This window comes from Bacillus sp. FSL R5-0439, from assembly GCF_038008805.1.
Taxonomy (GTDB): domain Bacteria; phylum Bacillota; class Bacilli; order Bacillales; family Bacillaceae; genus Bacillus; species Bacillus safensis.
Genome location: NZ_JBBOZW010000001.1, coordinates 2,495,955 through 2,515,219, shown reverse-complemented (window position 1 = coordinate 2,515,219; position 19,265 = coordinate 2,495,955). Strand labels below are relative to the sequence as shown.

Sequence of the window (19,265 nt, the reverse complement as noted above, 5' to 3'; positions counted from 1 at the left end):
ATATCTCGACTATACAGAATCCCATTCTATAGAGACTAGAGCTCTCACCTTAGCAAGGAGGGTTACAATACTTGAAGGAGAAAGAGTTTCAATCCAAGCCGCTATTAACCAAAAGAGAAAGAGAAGTATTCGAATTGCTCGTCCAAGATAAAACAACAAAAGAAATTGCAAGCGAGCTTTTTATTAGCGAAAAGACTGTTCGAAATCATATTTCGAATGCCATGCAAAAGCTAGGAGTCAAAGGCCGTTCACAGGCCGTAGTCGAGCTTCTGCGTATGGGTGAGCTAGAGCTCTAAAGTCAGCCGGTTTTCCTTCCATATCGGGAAGGAACCGGTTATTTCTATATGGTTTCCATGAGTCTCTTCTTGCATTTTCTTTGAAAAACGAGGAAAATAGACATGTACGTTTTAATCAAAGTGAGATGCTATAGTGAGGTATCAATAAAATGGAAACGAATGAGTCTGGCCATGTTGCAGAGATTGAAAAATCATTGCGCCACATTGCTGCAATTATTAAGCAAAAAGGCAGAGAAATCCTGAATCAATATACAATTACACCTCCACAATTCATCGGGCTTCAGTGGCTCTATGAATTCGGAGATATGACAATAGGTGAGCTGTCACAAAAGATGTATTTGGCTTGCAGCACAACCACTGATTTAATTGATAGAATGGAAAAAAGTGAACTTGTCGAACGGGTGAAAGATCCATCTGACCGCCGCGTGGTTCGCATTCATTTATTGCCTGAAGGCGAGAGGATCATTCAAGAAGTGATTGCTAAACGCCAAGAATACGTCAGTGAACTTCTAGGGGCTTTCTCAGAAGAAGAAGCCATCGTTTTCAACCAATCCTTAACGAAACTACAGCAGCAAATGAAAAGAAAATGAGGCGATTTTGTTGGATCAACCAATCGGCGTCATTGATTCCGGCGTCGGCGGTTTAACCGTTGCAAAGGAAATCATGAGACAACTGCCAAAAGAAAACATCATTTATGTAGGCGATACAAAACGATGTCCATATGGCCCTCGTAAAGAAGAAGAGGTTCTTCAATATACATGGGAAATGGCGCACTACTTATTAAAACATCACCATATTAAAATGCTCGTCATTGCGTGCAACACAGCAACGGCGATTGCACTGGACGAAATCAAAGCAACGCTTGATATTCCGGTCATTGGTGTCATTCAGCCCGGCGCCCGTACAGCGATCAAGGTGACAAACAATCAGCACATTGGCGTTATTGGCACAGTCAATACGATCAAAAGCGAGGCATACAAAGAAGCGCTGCTGTCACTAAAAGCAGGTCTAACGGTTCAAAGCCTGGCGTGTCCGCTCCTTGTCCCATTTGTGGAAAGCGGTACGTTTTTAGATCAGACAGCAGAGGCAGTGGTGAAAGACTCCCTTGAACCAATGAAAGAAACAGGGATTGATACACTTATTCTGGGCTGCACACACTATCCGATTTTAAAAGAGCCGATTCAGCGCTTTATGGGCAGTGAAGTAAACATCATTTCATCAGGGGATGAGACAGCGAGAGAAGCGAGTACGATTCTTTCATATAAAGGGCTGTTAAATACCTCTAAAGAAGCACCTGTCCATACATTTTACACAACAGGACAGCAGCAAAATTTCCAAAACATCGCTCGTGACTGGTTTGGCTACCTGCCAGGAAAGGTCGAAACCGTGTCACTTGAACACATCTACCAGCAATAACCCGCTTCTATTTGAAGCGGGTTATTTTTTTATGAAAAGGGTCTAATCCTCCGAGGGAGCTCGTATACATAGTAGTACAAACTACTAGAGGAGGGTGAAGTATGCTGAAAAAAGGATCTACAGCAGCTGTTACGTGTATCGCGTCAGCCATGCTTTTGTCAGGATGCGGATTGTTTCAAACAGACCAAGCGAAAACAGAGATTGATCCACCACAAAACGTCACATATGTGAAAGAAAATAAAGAAGACAAACAAACAGCCAAAGAAGGAAAAGAAGAGAAGCAGGCTGATACAGTCATGAGAGAATTATATTTAATTGATAAAAACGGGTATGTCGTATCTCAATCCATTCCGCTGCCGAAAAATGAAGGAAGTGCCAAACAAACCCTTGAATATCTCGTGGACGGGGGACCTATTTCTAACTTAATGCCGAACGGATTCAGAGCAGTGTTACCTGCGGACACGAGCGTATCTGTCGATATTAAAGATGGAACGGCGATAGTGGATTTTTCAAATGAATTTAAAAACTATAAAAAAGAAGACGAACAGCGAATCCTGCAATCTGTTACTTGGACGTTAACACAGTTTGATTCCATAGCCAAAGTCAAATTGAAGATGAATGGACATGAACTAAAAGAAATGCCTGTGAACGGTACACCTATCTCAGATGATTTAAGCAGAGAAGACGGGATTAATATCCAGCACGAGGCTGCCGCTGATATGACTTCAACAAAGCCTGTAACTGTCTACTATTTAGCTGAATCTGATGAACAGACCTACTACGTTCCGGTCACCACAAGAGCACCAAAAGACGAGAATGATCCGATTACAGCAGCGATTGATGAGCTCGTTTCTGGGCCAAGCAAAAAAAGCCATCTGCTTACAGACTTTGACCAAGATGTGAAGCTGAATGATGTTCCAAAAGTAAAAGATGGACATGTGACACTTGATTTCAACGAATCTATTTTTGGCAGTGCGAATGAAAAGAAAAAGGTGATTTCACAAAAAGTTCTTAATAGCATTGTGCTCACATTAACCGAGCTGCCGGACGTCAAAAGCGTATCTGTTAAGGTGAACGGCAAGGCTGAGCTTGTGAACGAAAAAGGAGCAGTGCTCACAAAGCCAGTTTCACGACCAGAACAAGTGAATACAGGTAGTTTTTAACGTCACACATTGATATAATAGAGAAAAAGAGGCATGCATATTCGCTGCCTCTTTTTTATTCCGAGCGGTTAGAACAAGCCGAGGTTGTCAAAGTTAGTAGGAGAACCCCGCTGGCATACGCGCGGAATGTATATCGTAACGGAGGTAAAACATGAGATTAGATGAAAGACAATATGACGAATTGAGAAAAATTGAAATAGAGGCAGGCTACATCACGCACCCAGAAGGCTCTGTCTTAATCTCAGCGGGAAATACGAAGGTGATTTGTAACGCATCGATCGAAGACCGCGTACCTCCTTTTTTAAGAGGAGAAGGAAAAGGCTGGATTACAGCAGAATATAGCATGCTTCCAAGAGCAACCGCACAAAGAACGATAAGAGAATCATCTAAAGGAAAAGTCACAGGACGTACGATGGAGATTCAGCGTTTAATTGGACGAGCACTCCGTGCAGTCGTTGATTTAGAAAAGCTTGGAGAACGCACCATTTGGATTGATTGTGATGTCATTCAAGCAGACGGCGGTACACGCACAGCATCCATCACAGGTGCTTTTGTTGCCATGACACTCGCGATTCAAAAACTGCGAGCTGAAGGAGTCATCAAAGAAAACCCGATTACTGATTATTTAGCGGCAATATCCGTCGGAATTGATTCTCAGCAAGGTCTTCTGTTAGATTTAAACTATGAAGAAGATTCTTCTGCTGAAGTAGATATGAATGTGATCATGACAGGCGCTGGCCGCTTTGTTGAACTTCAAGGAACAGGTGAAGAAGCGACATTCTCAAGAGAACAGCTAAACGGACTGCTTGATTTAGCCGAAAAGGGCATCAAAGAATTAATCGAAAAGCAAAAAGCTGTAACAGGAGAAGTCAGCGAATAAAGAGAAGGGTTTGATCAGGATGAAAACAGCCATCATTGCAACGCACAATGCGGGCAAAGCGAAAGAATTCAAAGCCATTCTTGAGCCAAAAGGATTCACGGTCAAAACACTAGCAGACATTGGCTTTACTGAAGAGATTGAAGAAACAGGACAAACCTTCGAAGAAAATGCCATCATCAAAGCGGAGGCCATTCAAGCCAAAGCAGGTGAAATGGTCATTGCAGACGATTCAGGTCTGTCCATTGATTATCTAGGCGGGAAACCTGGCGTGTATTCAGCGAGATACGCAGGTGAGCATAAAGATGATGCGGAGAATGTGGAAAAAGTGCTGAGCGAACTTCAAGGCATTGAAAAAGAAGACCGCACAGCTAGATTCAGATGTGCCCTTGCTGTCAGCATACCGGGAAAAGAAACAAAGACGGTAGAAGGATCAGTAGAAGGCTTCATCGCAGAAAAGCCAATCGGCGAAAATGGCTTCGGATACGACCCGATTTTCATCGTTAAAGACAAAGACCAGACGATGGCCGAGTTATCACCAGAGGAGAAAAACAAGATCAGCCATCGAGCGGTCGCGCTTCAAAAGCTTTCATCACTGCTAGACGCAAATGAATAAGGGGGAATGAAGCCATGAAGATACTCATCATTAGTGACAGTCATGGACTCACAGACGAACTTCAAACCATTGCCAAACGGCATGCGGCTGAAGTCGACATGATGATCCACTGCGGAGATTCAGAACTCGAAACGAACCACCCAGCACTCGAAGGATACAAAGTCGTCAAAGGAAATTGTGACTTTATGGGCGATTTTGAAGAAGAGCTCCTGCTCCCACTCGATGGAGGCGGAAAACTATTTCTCACTCACGGACATCTGCATGGCATCAAACAATCCTTACTTCAAGTCTACTACCGTGCAGAAGAGCTAGGCGCAGACATTATCTGCTTTGGCCACTCGCACATCCCGGGCAGTGAACTGCTAAGAGGAAAACTCCTCATTAACCCAGGCAGCGTGCACCTGCCAAGAGTGCGAAAAGAGCGCAGCTATGCTATACTGACACTAGAAGGAAGCGAAGCAAACGTACAGTTTTTCACAGACGAAGGTCAGGTCATACAAGACCTCGAAAACACTGTCACATTGGAAGGTATTTCATAAGGGTGCAGCATTTGCCCCTTATGAAAAAACTTTCGAAAAACCGTTGACTTTAAAGAACAATAGTAATATAATAAATCTTGTCGCTGAGGTAATACACCACAGCACACTACATAACAACATGTCCCAGTAGCTCAGCAGGATAGAGCAACGGCCTTCTAAGCCGTCGGTCGGGAGTTCGAATCTCTCCTGGGACGCTACAGTTTTACAGTCTCAAGCCTTGATATGACAGGTTTTGGGCAGATAAGGGATGCTAACACAGATTAGAACACTGTGGGAGCATCTCTTTTTTTATCCCTACAATATTCCTGCAATTTTCTATTGCCTCCAAGTTTATTTTACTGGAGGAGTTAGCATGACAAAGAAAAAAGGTATTTTTGATGTAGGAGCAGATATTAACCTGTTTAAGCAGGGCATTGGATAAGGAGCAGAGACTAAGCTTTCTGGGAAGTCTAAGTCCTCAGGCATATCCTTAGCTAATACAACAGTAGCTGTAAAGGAAGAAGGCAGAGATTTAGACAGTGTTATTGAAATCATTACTCAGCAAATGAAAGTTAGTGGTTACAGAGAAAGAACTATTACTGACTATTTAAACTATATGGCACAGTTTAGGAAAGCCACAAATGTAAAATACCTTGAGGAAGTAACAACAGATGCTATATATTCATGGCTTAATTCAATGGATGTATCCAATCAGACTAAACTGACTAGGCTTAAATGTCTCAAGGCTATTCTAGGCAAGTGTTTTAATAATGGATGGGTACAATCAAAGTTTTGGCATGGCATTAATATTAAAGTTGATAAACAGGTCAAGAAAGGTGCTAAGAAAGATGATGTAATGGTTTTACTCTCTTTGTTAGACTTAAGTACCTTTATAGGCTTGAGGGATGCTGTGGCAGTTTTGACTCTGTATAGAACAGGAGTTAGGATAAATACATTAGGACAGCTCCAAGAAAAGCATATTGATTTTGAAAAAAAGCTATTATGTATGGATGGCACAATACTAAAAAACCACAAGTTATTAAAGTTACCTCTTGATGATGAGCTATTGCATCTGATGAAAATTCTAATTATGCAGAATAACAAGATAAGAGAGTATTATGGACAGAAAAACTCTTATCTGTTTATAAGCTACAAAGGGACATCATTAGATACAAAGTCAACTAATAATGCCATATCTAAGCAGCTCCATAAATATTCTAAAAGGTATGGGTTGAATAACATTAATCCTCATGCTCTTAGAAGGGGATATGCAAAGAGCTTATTGGATAAAGGGGCTAATCTTGCATTAATCTCTAAGGCTCTAGGGCATTCTAATTTAGCAGTTACCACTCAGTATCTAGATTTAGATGTTGAGGAGGTTGCTGATAATCTGAGGGATTTTTTATAAAAGGCATTTCCTCCTGCTGTTTTAGCAGGGGGATTTCTTTGTTATCATACAGAAAAGACAGAGCTGGATACTCTGCCTCTTTATTTTGCTTACATGTCTGGATAGTAATGCTAGTAATCTCAATATTATTTTAAAAAGATTTTTTCAATTACTAATATATGTAATATAATTTAAATAAACAACTTTAGCAGAGGTGACTTATGCCAATTAATTTTGATGAAAAATTATATTTCATTCAATCAGCAGAAGATATTAAAAAATTTATGAGAGGTATGGAACCTTATCCTAACCTTTGCCCTGTATGCAATTTTCACATTTCCCCTCATTTCATCTTAGTGCATGAAAAATGGATTAGTGATCATGAAAAATTGGAAGAAGTTTTATGTGGTTGCCCAAGACCAGAGTGTAATTCATTATTTTTTGCAGAATATGAACATCTTGGCTATCAAGGTGATAGGCCATATTATGAACTTATAAAATTGTACCCATCAGCTAAATTTGATGAAAATTTTGCAGAAACTATAGCAGAGTTGTCACCTAATTTTGTTACAATTTATAATCAGGCTAAGCATGCAGAAAAGGAAGGCTTAGATTTAATTTGTGGAGTAGGTTACAGGAAAGCAATTGAATTCTTAGTAAAGGACTATGCCATAAAGTTAAATCCATCAAATGAAGAGGATATCAAGAAGAAATTTCTGGTGCCATGCATTAAGGAATATATTCCTTCCCCCAATATTGTCTTTCTTACAGAAAGAGCTGCATGGCTAGGTAATGATGAGACACACTATGAGAGAAAATGGCATGAAAAAGATGTTCAAGATTTAAAAATGCTAATAGATCTTACTTGCAAATATATAGATATGGAATTAACAACTCAGAAATACAGGTTAGAAATGTCAGAACCAAGAAGGTAGCTACTATAAGGAGTCTGAGTAATCAGCTCCTTTTTTTATTATAGGGATTTTTGAGAGCCTTCTCTCCCTCTCCACTACCCCCTAGTCCCCCCTGTACCCCCCTTTTGAAAACTAGTGTCTATTTAGACTCTACCTTAATTAGACAAAATGACTACTCTGGATTATACTGAGTTTCTAGTGTCTATTTTAAATTTCTATTTAATTATCTGCATACATCAGGAGGATACATATATGGCTAAACAGTATGGCTATGCAAGAGTTTCAACAGCAGAGCAAAGTCTTGAGGCACAGATACAGGCTTTAAAAGAGGCTGGAGTATCTGAGATTTTCAAAGATAAAGCTACAGGTATAAATACTAAAAGGGATGGCTTACAATCTCTCCTGAGTATTCTAGATGTTGGAGATATCCTTGTAATAACAAAGTTAGATAGGATAGCTAGGAATGTTAAGGAAGGCATACAGCTTATAGATGAATTAGCAGAAAAGGGAATAAAGCTCAATGTACTAAATATGGGATTGTTTGATGGTACAGCTACCTCAAAGCTCCTGAGGAATTTACTGCTCTCTGTAGCTGAGTGGGAGAGAGAAATGATACTTGAGAGACAAAGAGAAGGCATTGCAGTAGCTAAGACTCAAGGTAAGTACAAGGGTAAGCCTAAGAAATACACAGATAAAAATCCTGCTCTAGTCCATGCTTTAGAGCTTTTTGCAAACAGAGCAACAAATGGAAAGACTGTAAAAGAAATATGTGAGATAACTAAAATTAGTAGAGCATCCCTATACAATATAGCAAAAGAGAAGGGAATTATTTAAGGGCATCCAATGTGATTGCTCTTATTTTTTTTCTTTTTTTAAGTGGTCTTTCTCCCTGATCTGTGGAAAATACAAACTTTAAATATTTTTATGAATTGAGATACTCTGCATTTCTTGGATGTTGCATGGTTAGAAACATTGATATAACAACATTCCTACTTTATATAAAATCCAAGACCAGCTTATTCACTCCTGTAAATTGCCATAGTCAATAATTTCAATTTTCTCTCTAGGTAAGGCATTCCCCTAACATTCCTCTTGTTTACCTACTCCATAAATGAAAAGGGATTCCCCATATTTATCACTCTGTCACAGTTCTGCATTGGATTTCTAATGATAGTTTTGTGAGCAGGTTGTTTAGTAAGAAATTGTATAGCCTGTCACAGCAAAATTTAATCATCTAAATAAAGTTTGGAGGGAAAGGAGTATCTTATGTCACAGTTTCCATTTCTCATCTAATTATAGTTATGGGCAGTCAATCAATTCTAACTGTCTAACATTTTAAGGGGGGAATGTCTACTTAACACTAAAGAACTGAAAGACATGAAAGCAGAGAAAGATTTAAAAGGTTGTAAAGGATGGATAGTACAACTATTCCATACAACTTTGTATCAATATGAATAACAACAATATTAATAGGAGGTAAGTAAATGAATGCAGTGAATGAAAAAAACTCAAAACATATTTCTAGAGATACCATTCAGCAAGGAAAGACTCTGCTGAGTGAAAGGCTTTCTAATACTGATATAGAACAAGAGCCTTTTGTTCATCTGTCAGTAAAAGAATCTTACAATTTTGCTACTGATGAAATTGATAAAAAAGTTTATCTGTCATTAGATAAAGATTTTATTGCTCAAGGAGGACTGTCTAAACTTCACCCATCAGCATTAAAAGTATTACTTGTTATTGCATCTCATACTGATAAGGATGGTTATGCTTGGATTTCACAGGAGAGCATTGGAATTCTAGTAGGGCTTTCAAGACAGCAAGTAGGTGTTGTAGTTCATAAGTTTTTGTTAAGCAATGTTTATCTAAATAAAAAGCTCTTGGAGGCTATAAAGCTAAGGAAAAAAGATGGTCAGGAATTTTATCTTTATCATCCAATCAACTGTTATTTGGATTATGAGGTGTACTCAGGAGAAGATGAGCTTACTAGGGAGTATCAGGAATTAGATGCAATTGAAATTGACTAATAAATTATTTGGGGGAATTTAAAATGAGAACAGAGATTAATAAACAAATTGTAAAAAAGAATATGGCTGCTAAACTTGATGAGCTAAAAACTTCAAGGCAGGCAATAGAGACATATTTAGAGGAGCTAGAGGATCAGAAGAAGAAGGATAATGAATATATAAATTCATTAAAAGATAGATTGACTGAGGCTGAGGAGGCAAAAACAACTACCACTGATAAAGAAACTGTCAAAAAAGCAATCATTACAATTACAGAGCTAACTCAAGAGATTACATTAGAGGAGGCATCTTCTGTAGCAATGGCTAACAAGTCTAATCAGGAACTGAGTAAACTAGTAGAAACTTTCTTTGATAAGTATGTTCAGGCTAGGCAGATATTTAATAATATAAAATATGTTTTCATTGCTGAGACAAGCCCTAAATCAATAGAGGCAGACATAGCAGAGTTAAAAGAAATTATGATGAGTATCAATGGTTCTTTTGCAATGGTAAAGAGTATCATGACTGATAGGAAATTAGTTTCTACAGCAGATAGGTTCTTTAATACTCCATCAGGAAAGAGAGTTCATTTAAGTCAGATGGGATTAGAAATTAACAAGCTAGAGCATTTAAGGCAAGACATAATGCCTTTTATAAGAGACTTAAAGAGTCAAGGGTTAATTTAAACCCAAAAAATAAATTGGTGATATCAATGTAATTTTAAAAAGGGATTTAGCTCATCTTTGAAACTAATAAAATTTGAGCTTTTTCCCTATTTTTCTCTTTAATTAAAAATGTAGATGTTATAATGAATATACAATAATTAACAAAGTTTCATGGAGAAAAAGATGTATTAATCACAATTTAAGATTAAACCATTAAATTTATATAAGGATGATTTGTTAGAATTGAATTGGAGGTATTGATTAGAAATTCAACTGGCATTGGGGATAGAAAAGAGGACTTTAAAGTAACCATTAATTTGCAAGGTAGAACAATTACAAACTTTTCAATGGAATCTCTATTTTATGATGATATCCCTGAATCAACTAAAGATATTACTATTTATTCAATAGGATGGGAAAGGCTGTTGTTGGAATTGCAACAATTATAGCTGCAGGTTTTATTGTTATTTCTTATTTTAAATAAACAAAAATGGAGTTTGATTATGGAAATAAATATTGGAATCTCTAATATTGATGAGTCTAATGATTTTTTAAAGTCACTTTGGGCTGAAATGGAAAAAGAGTTTGGAAAATGTGGTTGGTATTACACACCAGTGAAACAGAATAATAGAATCTTTTTTGGGTATATGAGAATAGGTGATATGGGAGAATTAAGTGTAAGCATTTCATATAAACAAAAGGGCACAATTAATAACCTTTACTTTGAATTAGGGAAAGACAGAAATGAAATACCAAAAAAATCAGAACTTTGGAACAGGTTAAAGAATGTTGTAAGGTTGGCAAAGTCTAATCAAGGGGATTTTAATTATTTTAGATGTTCAATACCAATTGAATCCTACTATCCAATAGCTTCTTATGAAACTGAATTTTTTAAAACAGAAATTATATCTAAGGAGAGTACACATCTAAGCTTTCTTACAAAGGCATATGATGAGAAACAAGTAAAGGGAACTTCATCTAAGAAAATAAAGCAAATAATGGATTTTCTCTCATTAGAGACAAATGGTGTGTATTGGAGAGGTGAATCCTCAACAGTGGATCAAGAGAAAACAATTCTTAAAAATGAGATTTACCAAGATGATGAGTTTATTGATGGTATGCCTATTAAGGAAGAGTGTATTGTTTTATCAAAAGAGGGAAAAGAATTTCTTAATCAAATAATTAATCCTGATATCCAGGATAGTAAAGATATTGAAATCTTCTTGAAAGCTTGTCACCATTTTCATTCGGCAAGAAAATATGATGAACAAGAGTTTTCTAATGCACTTTTAATTGATGGTGATAGCTACCCTGATGAAATTGAAAAGAGAAAAAATAACTTAAAAATAGCATCAAAAATGGGAGAGTCTCATGTTGAGCTAGCAACAACTTTGTATATGTCAGCTCTTGAAGTAGTAACATTAATTGGAGCTGAGAAGGAAATTTGTAGTGCATGTGGACAGCCAAAGTATCAGATTGCAAGAAGAGTAAGAGATTTAGTAAAAGAGCATCTAGGTGAACATTTAGCAAGTGACTTAAATTACTATTATAATTTGAGATCTAAATATCTTCATACAGGACTGTTAATTGAGGATGAGGAGTTTGGTGGGTATGTAGTACCCCAGTTAGATGTTAACAGTAAAAGTGGTTGTAAAGATGTAATTGGTGTACCACTTATTAATTTGAGGGAATATGTAGGTTATTGCTTAAGGGAGTATTATAAAAAAAACCTGTTAATTAAATCATGAATTTAATGGTAGAATGACAAAGTATAAAAATATAGCTTTTAATCTTTATAACAACAGGACTATTTATGGTAACAAAAAAACACTTGATATTATGACCTCAGTTAAGCTACTCTGTTTATATAAGGTAATAGAACTTTGTTAGGGAACTGTACTAATCCCTACTATTAATACATTGTAGACTGACAGTGAAAATATAATCTGTGTTAACCTTTGATATGCCTGTTGTTTGGCTGATAAGGAACAGTATTACGTCCCAGTAGCTCAGCAGGATAGAGCAACGGCCTTCTAAGCCGTCGGTCGGGAGTTCGAATCTCTCCTGGGACGTAACAAGAAAAAAGCCTGAAACCCTTTACTATAAAGGATTTCAGGCTTTTTTTGTTCTTTGGAACATAAATTCGTAACTCGCTTCAAAATAGAGTTTTGGAGCGGATTTATTTTTAAGTATTTCCCTGCCCTGTTTTTGTATCAAAGAAGCTATCAAAATGGGTGGCTGATTTCTGATCAGCTTCTTCGATGACATGGGCGTAAATTGACATAGTTGTATCCATTTTTGTATGCCATAACCGTTCCAGAATAAGTGTGATTTATTTAAATGATTGGATAGTTCAGTTCATAATTTGGGTAGCAATAATAAGGCGGTCTACGTCCAATTTTAGGCATTAGCCATGAATCTTCCATATAAACCATAGTAACTTTTTTCATTGAATGATTCACAAGTAATAACTCTACTTCTGGATTAAATTCATATCTCAATCTAATGACCTCCTTATATTAGGAATGTGTGGATTCCCCACCGTCAACATGCAGCACTTGACCTGTAACAAAACGTGAATCATCAGAAGCTAGATAAACAAATGTTGGTGCGAGTTCAAATGGATGGGCAACTCGTTCCATTGGATTAAATGCTCCATATACAGCCACTTGGTCTGACGAGAAGCTTGCTGCAATGAGTGGCGTCCAGATTCGACCTGGAGCAACGGCGTTTACACGAATTCCTTGTTTTACAACATTTTTAGCCAAAGCACGTGTCCAACCAACAATTGCACCTTTTGTGGCTGTATAATCAATCATTTGTTGCTCACCTACATACGTTACGACTGAAGAAGTGCCGATAATAGAACTGCCTGGTTTTAAGTAAGGAAGCGCTGCTCTGGTTGTGTAAAAATGTGAGTATATGTTGACTTTAAAGGTGTCATCGAATTGTTCGTCTGTAATGTCAAGAAGGCTGGGTTGTTGAAATTGGATACCAACGTGGTTACATAGAACGTCTAGACGCCCAAAGGTTTTTACTGTTTTCTCTACAATGGTGATACATTGCCTTTTATCTCGCAAGTCTCCTGGCATCAATAAACAACGTTGCCCGAGTTCTTCGATTCTTGCTTTTGTTCTATTAGCATCTTCGTGTTCATCTAAGTATGCAATCGCAACGTCAGCACTTTCCTTTGCGAAGGCAATGGCTACGGCTGCACCAATACCACTATCCCCTCCTGTAATAAGAGCAACTTTTCCCGCTAACTTACCACTCCCTTTGTAATTTGTATTTTCAATAATTGGAAGTGGTACCATTAAACCTTCTACACCAGGATGACGAAGTTGACGTTGTTCAGGTAAATTAATTGGGATTTCTTCATAGCGTGTGATTTTTCCGTAATTAGGGTACATGGGATAAGGTTGAGTTTTCATTTTCTCTAAAAACATCTGTTGCATTTGTTTTATTTGTTGCAACTTACGCTCATCAGATTCTTGTGTCATTGAATTCCCTCCAAATGTACTTATTCCCTTTTAATATCTATGTTGTTTACTGCTAATCCAAGTATTAATAATGAATAAACTTGTGAAGGAGTTATTTGAAGGGTTTTAGTAAGCTTTTATGAGTAGGTTGGAATTTCCATGTATTTGTACATGTGTCAGCAATCAAGGTTGGGAAGTAATAAAAGTTGCAGACAAATTTATCGGAAGTTGAAAAATGTATGAAGGAGAAGGAGAGTATTTTACAGGTCTTATTAGGTATCCCAATTTTGTTCATGAGATTTTCAAAGTAGGTGGTCAGACTTCACTCTTTAAATATGTAAAGCTAATTGCCGCAGAATTGGTTTCCCTTTCTCTTATTGGTAAAGAAACTTTTGAAGTTTCCGACCTTTACTTTGAGAAAGACATTTGGTTATTGGCACTATAAGAAATTCAAAGGCGTTGCCTTGTTGCAAGAAATATTCAATCATTCAACACCAGACGTTAGATTACGATATATCGGGATTATACAAGATACAACGGATAAGACAAAGGACAATTTCGGTTTATAGTCCCACATGTACTCATGACAGGTGGATGTTTAAATGTTTCAGTAATTAGTTTAAAAATGAAATTCGACTTTTTATCAGGAAACCCCATATTCCAAGAGAATAGGCTTGTTGTAATAGGTCATAAATTTAAAGACTTTTTTATCGCAGAGGGTGTTTCGTTCGACAAAATTTGCATTTACTTCAAATTAGGCAATTATGTTCGATAATCATTATGAAATCTGTATAGGAGGAATTAGATTGAAAGAGAAATTTCGCGAATTTTATTTTGATAAAGAAGATAAAAATATTTGGGAAGAGTCAATAATTGTTATTGATACCAACGTTTTATTAAATTTATATAGATACACTAAGGAAACTTCAGATCAAATTCTCGAACTATTAGATAAATATAAAGAAAATTTATGGATGCCACATCACGTAGGATTAGAATATCATTACAATAGAAAATCAGTTATTTTAGAACAGAGAGGATCGAATGAAAAAGTATGTTCAGCTTTTCAACAGATACCTGACAAAATTAGAGACATACTCAATAAAGATCTGTCAAATTTTAAAAAAAGACATAAAGATGACTTAGATTCTTTAGTTTACGAGATTAAAAAAGTAATTGAGGTAAAGGTACATAATTTAAAAAAGATTAGTGAAGAAGATGATCTTTTACAAAGTGATTCGATAAAATCAAAAATCACTGATTTGTATAGTAATAGAGTCGGTGACCCCTATTCTGAAGAAGAATTAATAGATATTATGAAAGAAGCTGACAATAGATTTAATAACGAAATACCACCTGGATATAAGGATGTTAAAAATAAAAAAGGTATTAAATATTATAATGGGGTACAGATACAAAATAAGTATGGTGACTTCATTCTTTGGAAACAGGTATTGGATTATGCTGTCGAAAATAACACAAATATAATTTTCATAACTGATGAAAAAAAAGAAGATTGGTGGTATGAAGCTAAAGGAAGAATTATTGGTCCTAGAGTAGAATTGTTAAATGAATTCTCTAATAAATCAGAGAAAGATTTTTATATGTTTAGCTCTATTGGATTTATAGAAATAAAGGGTGGTTTAGATCAATCAGCTGTTTCAGAGGTTAAAGAAGTAAGTGAAGCGTTTAAAACCAAGTTGTTTGAAGAGAAATACGAAGATGCTATTTTTTATAATATGAAAGGTGAAAAATTTAAAATCCCTTTTTCATTTAAAATGAATGAATTAAGTGAAGAAGATAAGAGTGAATTAATGATTAAATTTTGCAAATTCATAGTAAATAAGCTGCACTATTTTAATGAAAAACCTCTTTACTTCGATGAGTTATTCAATCTACTTAAAAAGAAATTTGGTAGACCATATACTGAAATTATATTAGAAATTCTAATGAACGATATTGAAATTAAATTAATAAATGATGTGTCGGGCCTTATAGTGGATATTGATAGTTTTAGTCGTTATGTCTATAATGAGCTCTTTTAAAAAATAGGAGGATATAAATGAAATTTGATAAAAATTTGATTAGTTGTTTTAATATTTTTAAAAGGATTCAAATTAGTTATGAACCTGATATTCCAGGATTTGATGAGAGTATATGGCATAAAATACTTGGTCATGATTTATTTGTAACTAGAACAGGAGTACTTTTATTGATTCATTTGGAGAATCCAGAAAATGGTGAAGAGTATACATACAGTTTTCCCGATATCATAAAAGTGGAGTTAGCTAATTCCTCTAATAGTCATGAAAAATGGTATCTTTACTCTTTGGATAGGTCAAAATTTAAAGAAGATATTCGCAATGAAGAAATGATTTATCGACTTATTTTTAGTAAATAAAGCATCCTCAGGGGTGCTTTTTCTAACGATATGCTAAAAATCGGGTTATTTAGTCACTTGAACTTAAATAATATGTTGGAGGTTTCCAATGAAAAATTTTCTTCTTGTTTTATTCGTACTTTTAGTTGCTTTATTCGGATGCTCTAATCAAAATCTTACTAAGTTCAATGGAGATAAACTTAAAGAATCATCAAGAGAAGAAAAAATAACTCAAAAGAAACATGACCTCACTAAAGAAGACAAAAAAATTATTAATTTTATTAAAAATAAAGAATATGATCATGTTATTAAAAAGACAAGGGATTTAGAAAATGAATTTAAAAAAGATTATTATTTTATAGCTTCCGCATACAAAAAGTTAGAACAGTTAAAAGGTGCTAAAGTGAGTTTAGATAATTATGATGATTATACTTATGTTGATGCAATGTTAGATAAAGTAAAATACAAAAACAGTCATGCAGATTTAGATTTTCTTCAAACCCAAGAAAATAATAAAAAACACATAGATGCTTTGCAAAATGATAAAGATGACCAAATTCAAGAAAATATTAAGTAAGTAGAAGAAGCAGAAAAGTATTCTGCTATAAGAGAAAGAGCAACTGTGATAGAAGAGAGAACTAATAGTCCTCAAAGTGTTTCTGTTGGTATGTCTAAAGAAGAAGTATTAATTGAAGGATGGGGGAAGCCTGAAAAGATAAACAAAACTCAAACAGCAGATCATACTATGGAGCAGTGGATTTATAAAGGGAATAAGTATTTATATTTTGAGAATGGGATTCTAAGCACTATATCAAATTGAAATAGGTGTATAGAGTTAGTTGAAAGTCCTCGGTATTAAACGTGGGCTTTTTTTGAGATTATTTTCATCAACTCACCATAACGAGAAAATGTCCAGCTCATTTTAAATAAAATGGCTGAACAGCAAGAAGGGCAAAGGATTCAGCGATTCCCTGAGTTAGACACAATAATAGATATGGTTAATTGGTGGATTGTGTGGATTAATAACTATTCTAGTTATATAATGTCTTTAAAAAGAGAATGGGGATTTATGGTGATAAATAAAAAAATAGGCATTGGTCATTTTGTATACAATATTATTATTGCACTCTTAATCATTACATTTACATTAGTATTAGCTTTTGGTAGCGATAAAGATGCCGGAAATCAAGTTAATGTTATGGCTACAGGAATTTCTATAATACTAGCGGTTATAGCTATTTTAATGACTTTAGTAGACGTAGCTGGTCAAAGGCAGTCTATCGTTGATATTAGAGAGACTGCTGAGAAATTAGCTGAGTCACAATCAGTTTCTCAAGATACTATACAGAAATTAAAAGAAACATTAGAAGAATTAATTGATTTTAGACAAGAATTATTAAAATCTGTTTCAGATTACAGAAATGGCACCGAGGAATTAATACAAGGATTATTTAAAAAGGAAGAGCAATCTATAAGCAGAGAAGAATTAGACGAATTATTAATTAAACTTAATAAGAAAACTTCAGATTTAGACACAAAAATTGCTAAAGGTGAATCCATTAGAATTATCCCAGAAAAAGTAATAATTAATGATTTTAAATACTGGGTTAGAAAAAAATACGAAAATCAGGAAAAAATAGACATTATCAGTTTTTTAAATGAAATCAATCGAAACTTTTCTTCTCGAGATTCTCAAGTAATTACTGTGTTCATCAAATATAAACACTTTACATATTACGATACACAAGAAGAAGGTGAATATGTTGACTTAGAAGCGATAAAGAAAGTTGAATATACAGGGACAGGTAATGGTTTCAAGCCAATTATATAAGTTTTAATAAAATGGCACACTTTTGGCAAAGCATTTTGTCTGAGTGCGGTTATGATGGTATTAGGTGATAAATTGAGAGCGGCTTCCATTGTAGAGGTCGTTTTTCGTTTGACAAATTTCGAAATTCACCGGTAAAAATAAAAGGGGGAGATTTAATGAATGAAGTTATAACCGCTGCAATTATTGCAGGTATTGTTTCTGTTGTTACTGGTATTATAACAATTGTGATTCAAGTAAAAAATGCAAGAAGGACGTCTATTGTGGACACTATAAGTAGTCAAAGAATTGAATGGGTTAATAAAATGAGAGATAATTTTGTGGAAATTAATGACTTGATATTTCTACATATTGTCAAATGGGATTCGTTATTGAGACATTCACAAGAAGAGAAAGAATGGAAGGATGATTTCAACTTCGGTGAGAGTATCGCAACAATAAGGAGATTACAAATTAATATCAGTTTACTGGTCAATCCAACAGAGGAATATGCGAAAAAACTTATTAATGAATTCAATTATGTTCTCTTGTTATTATTAAAAAATGACGAATTTGATAAAGATGTTGCAATGAAACATCAAAAAGAAATAATAATGTTTCAGCAAGTAATCCTAAAATCAGAATGGAGTCGAACTAAGCAAGAAATACAAGATGGAAAAGTTTTGTCAGATAAGGAAGTTAAAGCGATATATACTAAAAAGGCAAAAGATTTAAATTCAAATTAAGTTAGATATATTATTATGCTATAAAACGTTTATCTTTAGCCTCTCTTTTAAGAGAGGCTTTTTATTTTATATAGGGGATAAAGAACATGAATGAAAAAATCATTAAAGCCGTGTAATGAACTTGGATGTCCTCAACTAACGTGCGAAGGATATTGCCAGCAGCATAGGACATCAAAGCCTTTATATGATCTGTTCCGTGAATCATCGTCACGCCGTGGGTATAACAGCCGATGGCGTAAAGCGCGTGAAGGTGATCTAGCAAAGCATCCTTTGTGTCAGTCTTGTATGTTACAAGGCAAACGGATTGCTGATACAGTAGTGGATCACTTCAAACCACATAAGGGAGATAAAAAATTATTCTGGGATTCTTCTAACTGGCAGCTGCTATGTGTATCCTGTTACGGTAGGAAGACAGCTAAAGAAGATGGAGGATTTGGAAATGGATTATAAAAAATGCACATGTGATCAATGTGGAACTATCTTTATAATCAAGTTCTGTTCTAGGATTATGAAAATCGGACGTGGCATTAAACGACATCTTCTTGTATGTCCAGGGTGTAAAGCTGAGTACACATCCTACTAAAATATGTTGAAATAAAGCAGAAGTAAAAGAAAAGCCCTTCCGACATGGAGGGGCTTTTCTTAGTTATTCATCACTGGCCAATTCCCATATTTTTTGACCGTCTGCCATATAAACTGCACGTGGTGTATCTTCATAAAGAGAAATCTCAAACAAAGTGTTTCCCTCAATTAACCAAGTATATAAACTGTCTTTTTCATTATTAAGGGGAGGAGATAAAATCTTATTTACTTGAAATACTGTAGCGTAATATTCTTTATAATTGATGTCATCATCTTCTAGACCGTTATCAGTTTCAAAAAATGTATCAGTTCTACCGATTAGCCTTAATCCATTTTCATATTCCAATGTAAGGTCTCTATTTTTGTATTTTGATAATGTTTTAAATAAAGAATCAGGTTCCATGTCAATCCTC

General features: G+C 35.4%; 23 protein-coding genes and 2 tRNA genes. 23 read left to right on the top strand and 2 right to left on the bottom strand.

Features of this window, described 5'->3' with window-relative positions:
* Window positions 1-71 precede the first annotated feature (71 nt).
* From gerE to NST59_RS12875, 15 genes are all read left to right on the top strand, one after another.
* Entirely contained in the window at window positions 72-296 is a 225-nt protein-coding gene (gene gerE / locus NST59_RS12945; protein ID WP_003184172.1) for a spore germination transcription factor GerE, read from the top strand.
* 149 nt (window positions 297-445) lie between these two features.
* The gene (locus NST59_RS12940) at window positions 446-886 is read left to right on the top strand and encodes a MarR family winged helix-turn-helix transcriptional regulator (protein WP_024423206.1); all 441 of its coding nucleotides are present in this window, start codon (window positions 446-448) and stop codon (window positions 884-886) included.
* 7 nt (window positions 887-893) lie between these two features.
* Window positions 894-1,712 (top strand): glutamate racemase, encoded by an 819-nt coding sequence (racE, locus tag NST59_RS12935; protein WP_099663515.1) that lies wholly within the window; start codon window positions 894-896, stop codon window positions 1,710-1,712.
* A 101-nt stretch (window positions 1,713-1,813) separates the two neighbouring features.
* Window positions 1,814-2,875 carry a GerMN domain-containing protein gene (locus NST59_RS12930; protein ID WP_341040729.1) on the top strand — a complete coding sequence of 354 codons (1,062 nt, stop codon included), beginning with the start codon at window positions 1,814-1,816 and terminating at the stop codon, window positions 2,873-2,875.
* 151 nt (window positions 2,876-3,026) lie between these two features.
* Window positions 3,027-3,755, top strand: a complete 729-nt coding sequence (gene rph / locus NST59_RS12925) for a ribonuclease PH (protein WP_126681502.1) — start codon at window positions 3,027-3,029, stop codon at window positions 3,753-3,755.
* 10 nt (window positions 3,756-3,765) lie between these two features.
* Complete coding sequence (locus tag NST59_RS12920) at window positions 3,766-4,368, top strand: XTP/dITP diphosphatase (RefSeq protein WP_162860205.1); 603 nt, start codon at window positions 3,766-3,768, stop codon at window positions 4,366-4,368.
* A gap of 14 nt (window positions 4,369-4,382) precedes the next feature.
* Window positions 4,383-4,907 (top strand): metallophosphoesterase, encoded by a 525-nt coding sequence (locus tag NST59_RS12915; RefSeq protein ID WP_330545366.1) that lies wholly within the window; start codon window positions 4,383-4,385, stop codon window positions 4,905-4,907.
* 120 nt (window positions 4,908-5,027) lie between these two features.
* Window positions 5,028-5,101 (top strand) — tRNA-Arg (locus NST59_RS12910).
* Between the two features lie 350 nt (window positions 5,102-5,451).
* A complete protein-coding gene (locus NST59_RS12905) occupies window positions 5,452-6,294 on the top strand; it encodes a tyrosine-type recombinase/integrase (protein ID WP_341040728.1) in 843 nt (280 codons plus the stop codon).
* Window positions 6,295-6,494: 200 nt separating this feature from the next.
* A complete protein-coding gene (locus tag NST59_RS12900; RefSeq protein WP_047202628.1) occupies window positions 6,495-7,208 on the top strand; it encodes a DUF4145 domain-containing protein in 714 nt (237 codons plus the stop codon).
* A gap of 231 nt (window positions 7,209-7,439) precedes the next feature.
* Window positions 7,440-8,021: a recombinase family protein gene (locus tag NST59_RS12895; RefSeq protein ID WP_047202627.1), complete on the top strand. Its 582-nt coding sequence runs from the start codon at window positions 7,440-7,442 to the stop codon at window positions 8,019-8,021.
* Between the two features lie 650 nt (window positions 8,022-8,671).
* Window positions 8,672-9,214 (top strand): helix-turn-helix domain-containing protein, encoded by a 543-nt coding sequence (locus NST59_RS12890; protein WP_047202626.1) that lies wholly within the window; start codon window positions 8,672-8,674, stop codon window positions 9,212-9,214.
* A gap of 23 nt (window positions 9,215-9,237) precedes the next feature.
* Window positions 9,238-9,879 carry a hypothetical protein gene (locus NST59_RS12885; RefSeq protein WP_047202625.1) on the top strand — a complete coding sequence of 214 codons (642 nt, stop codon included), beginning with the start codon at window positions 9,238-9,240 and terminating at the stop codon, window positions 9,877-9,879.
* A gap of 482 nt (window positions 9,880-10,361) precedes the next feature.
* Entirely contained in the window at window positions 10,362-11,606 is a 1,245-nt protein-coding gene (locus tag NST59_RS12880; RefSeq protein WP_047202623.1) for a hypothetical protein, read from the top strand.
* A 250-nt stretch (window positions 11,607-11,856) separates the two neighbouring features.
* Window positions 11,857-11,930, top strand: a tRNA-Arg gene (locus NST59_RS12875).
* A gap of 447 nt (window positions 11,931-12,377) precedes the next feature.
* Here the strand turns inward: NST59_RS12875 and NST59_RS12870 are convergent.
* Entirely contained in the window at window positions 12,378-13,358 is a 981-nt protein-coding gene (locus NST59_RS12870) for an SDR family oxidoreductase (protein WP_058838314.1), read from the bottom strand.
* Window positions 13,359-13,572: 214 nt separating this feature from the next.
* Here NST59_RS12870 and NST59_RS19170 point away from each other — a divergent pair, with 214 nt between their 5' ends.
* From NST59_RS19170 to NST59_RS12830, 8 genes are all read left to right on the top strand, one after another.
* Complete coding sequence (locus NST59_RS19170; RefSeq protein WP_445285726.1) at window positions 13,573-13,782, top strand: hypothetical protein; 210 nt, start codon at window positions 13,573-13,575, stop codon at window positions 13,780-13,782.
* A 361-nt stretch (window positions 13,783-14,143) separates the two neighbouring features.
* Window positions 14,144-15,382: a PIN-like domain-containing protein gene (locus NST59_RS12860; RefSeq protein WP_125587589.1), complete on the top strand. Its 1,239-nt coding sequence runs from the start codon at window positions 14,144-14,146 to the stop codon at window positions 15,380-15,382.
* 17 nt (window positions 15,383-15,399) lie between these two features.
* Window positions 15,400-15,738, top strand: a complete 339-nt coding sequence (locus NST59_RS12855; RefSeq protein WP_125587590.1) for a hypothetical protein — start codon at window positions 15,400-15,402, stop codon at window positions 15,736-15,738.
* An 88-nt stretch (window positions 15,739-15,826) separates the two neighbouring features.
* The gene (locus NST59_RS12850; RefSeq protein ID WP_341040720.1) at window positions 15,827-16,294 is read left to right on the top strand and encodes a hypothetical protein; all 468 of its coding nucleotides are present in this window, start codon (window positions 15,827-15,829) and stop codon (window positions 16,292-16,294) included.
* Between the two features lie 45 nt (window positions 16,295-16,339).
* A complete protein-coding gene (locus NST59_RS12845) occupies window positions 16,340-16,537 on the top strand; it encodes a hypothetical protein (protein ID WP_341040718.1) in 198 nt (65 codons plus the stop codon).
* Between the two features lie 111 nt (window positions 16,538-16,648).
* On the top strand, window positions 16,649-17,548 hold the full coding sequence (locus tag NST59_RS12840; protein ID WP_341040716.1) for a hypothetical protein: 900 nt from the start codon (window positions 16,649-16,651) through the stop codon (window positions 17,546-17,548).
* A gap of 155 nt (window positions 17,549-17,703) precedes the next feature.
* Window positions 17,704-18,270, top strand: a complete 567-nt coding sequence (locus NST59_RS12835) for a hypothetical protein (RefSeq protein ID WP_125587593.1) — start codon at window positions 17,704-17,706, stop codon at window positions 18,268-18,270.
* Between the two features lie 90 nt (window positions 18,271-18,360).
* Window positions 18,361-18,720, top strand: coding sequence for an HNH endonuclease (locus tag NST59_RS12830; RefSeq protein WP_341040713.1), 360 nt, complete (start codon window positions 18,361-18,363; stop codon window positions 18,718-18,720).
* Between the two features lie 196 nt (window positions 18,721-18,916).
* Here the strand turns inward: NST59_RS12830 and NST59_RS12825 are convergent, their stop codons facing one another.
* A complete protein-coding gene (locus NST59_RS12825; protein WP_341040711.1) occupies window positions 18,917-19,255 on the bottom strand; it encodes a hypothetical protein in 339 nt (112 codons plus the stop codon).
* Window positions 19,256-19,265 lie beyond the last annotated feature (10 nt).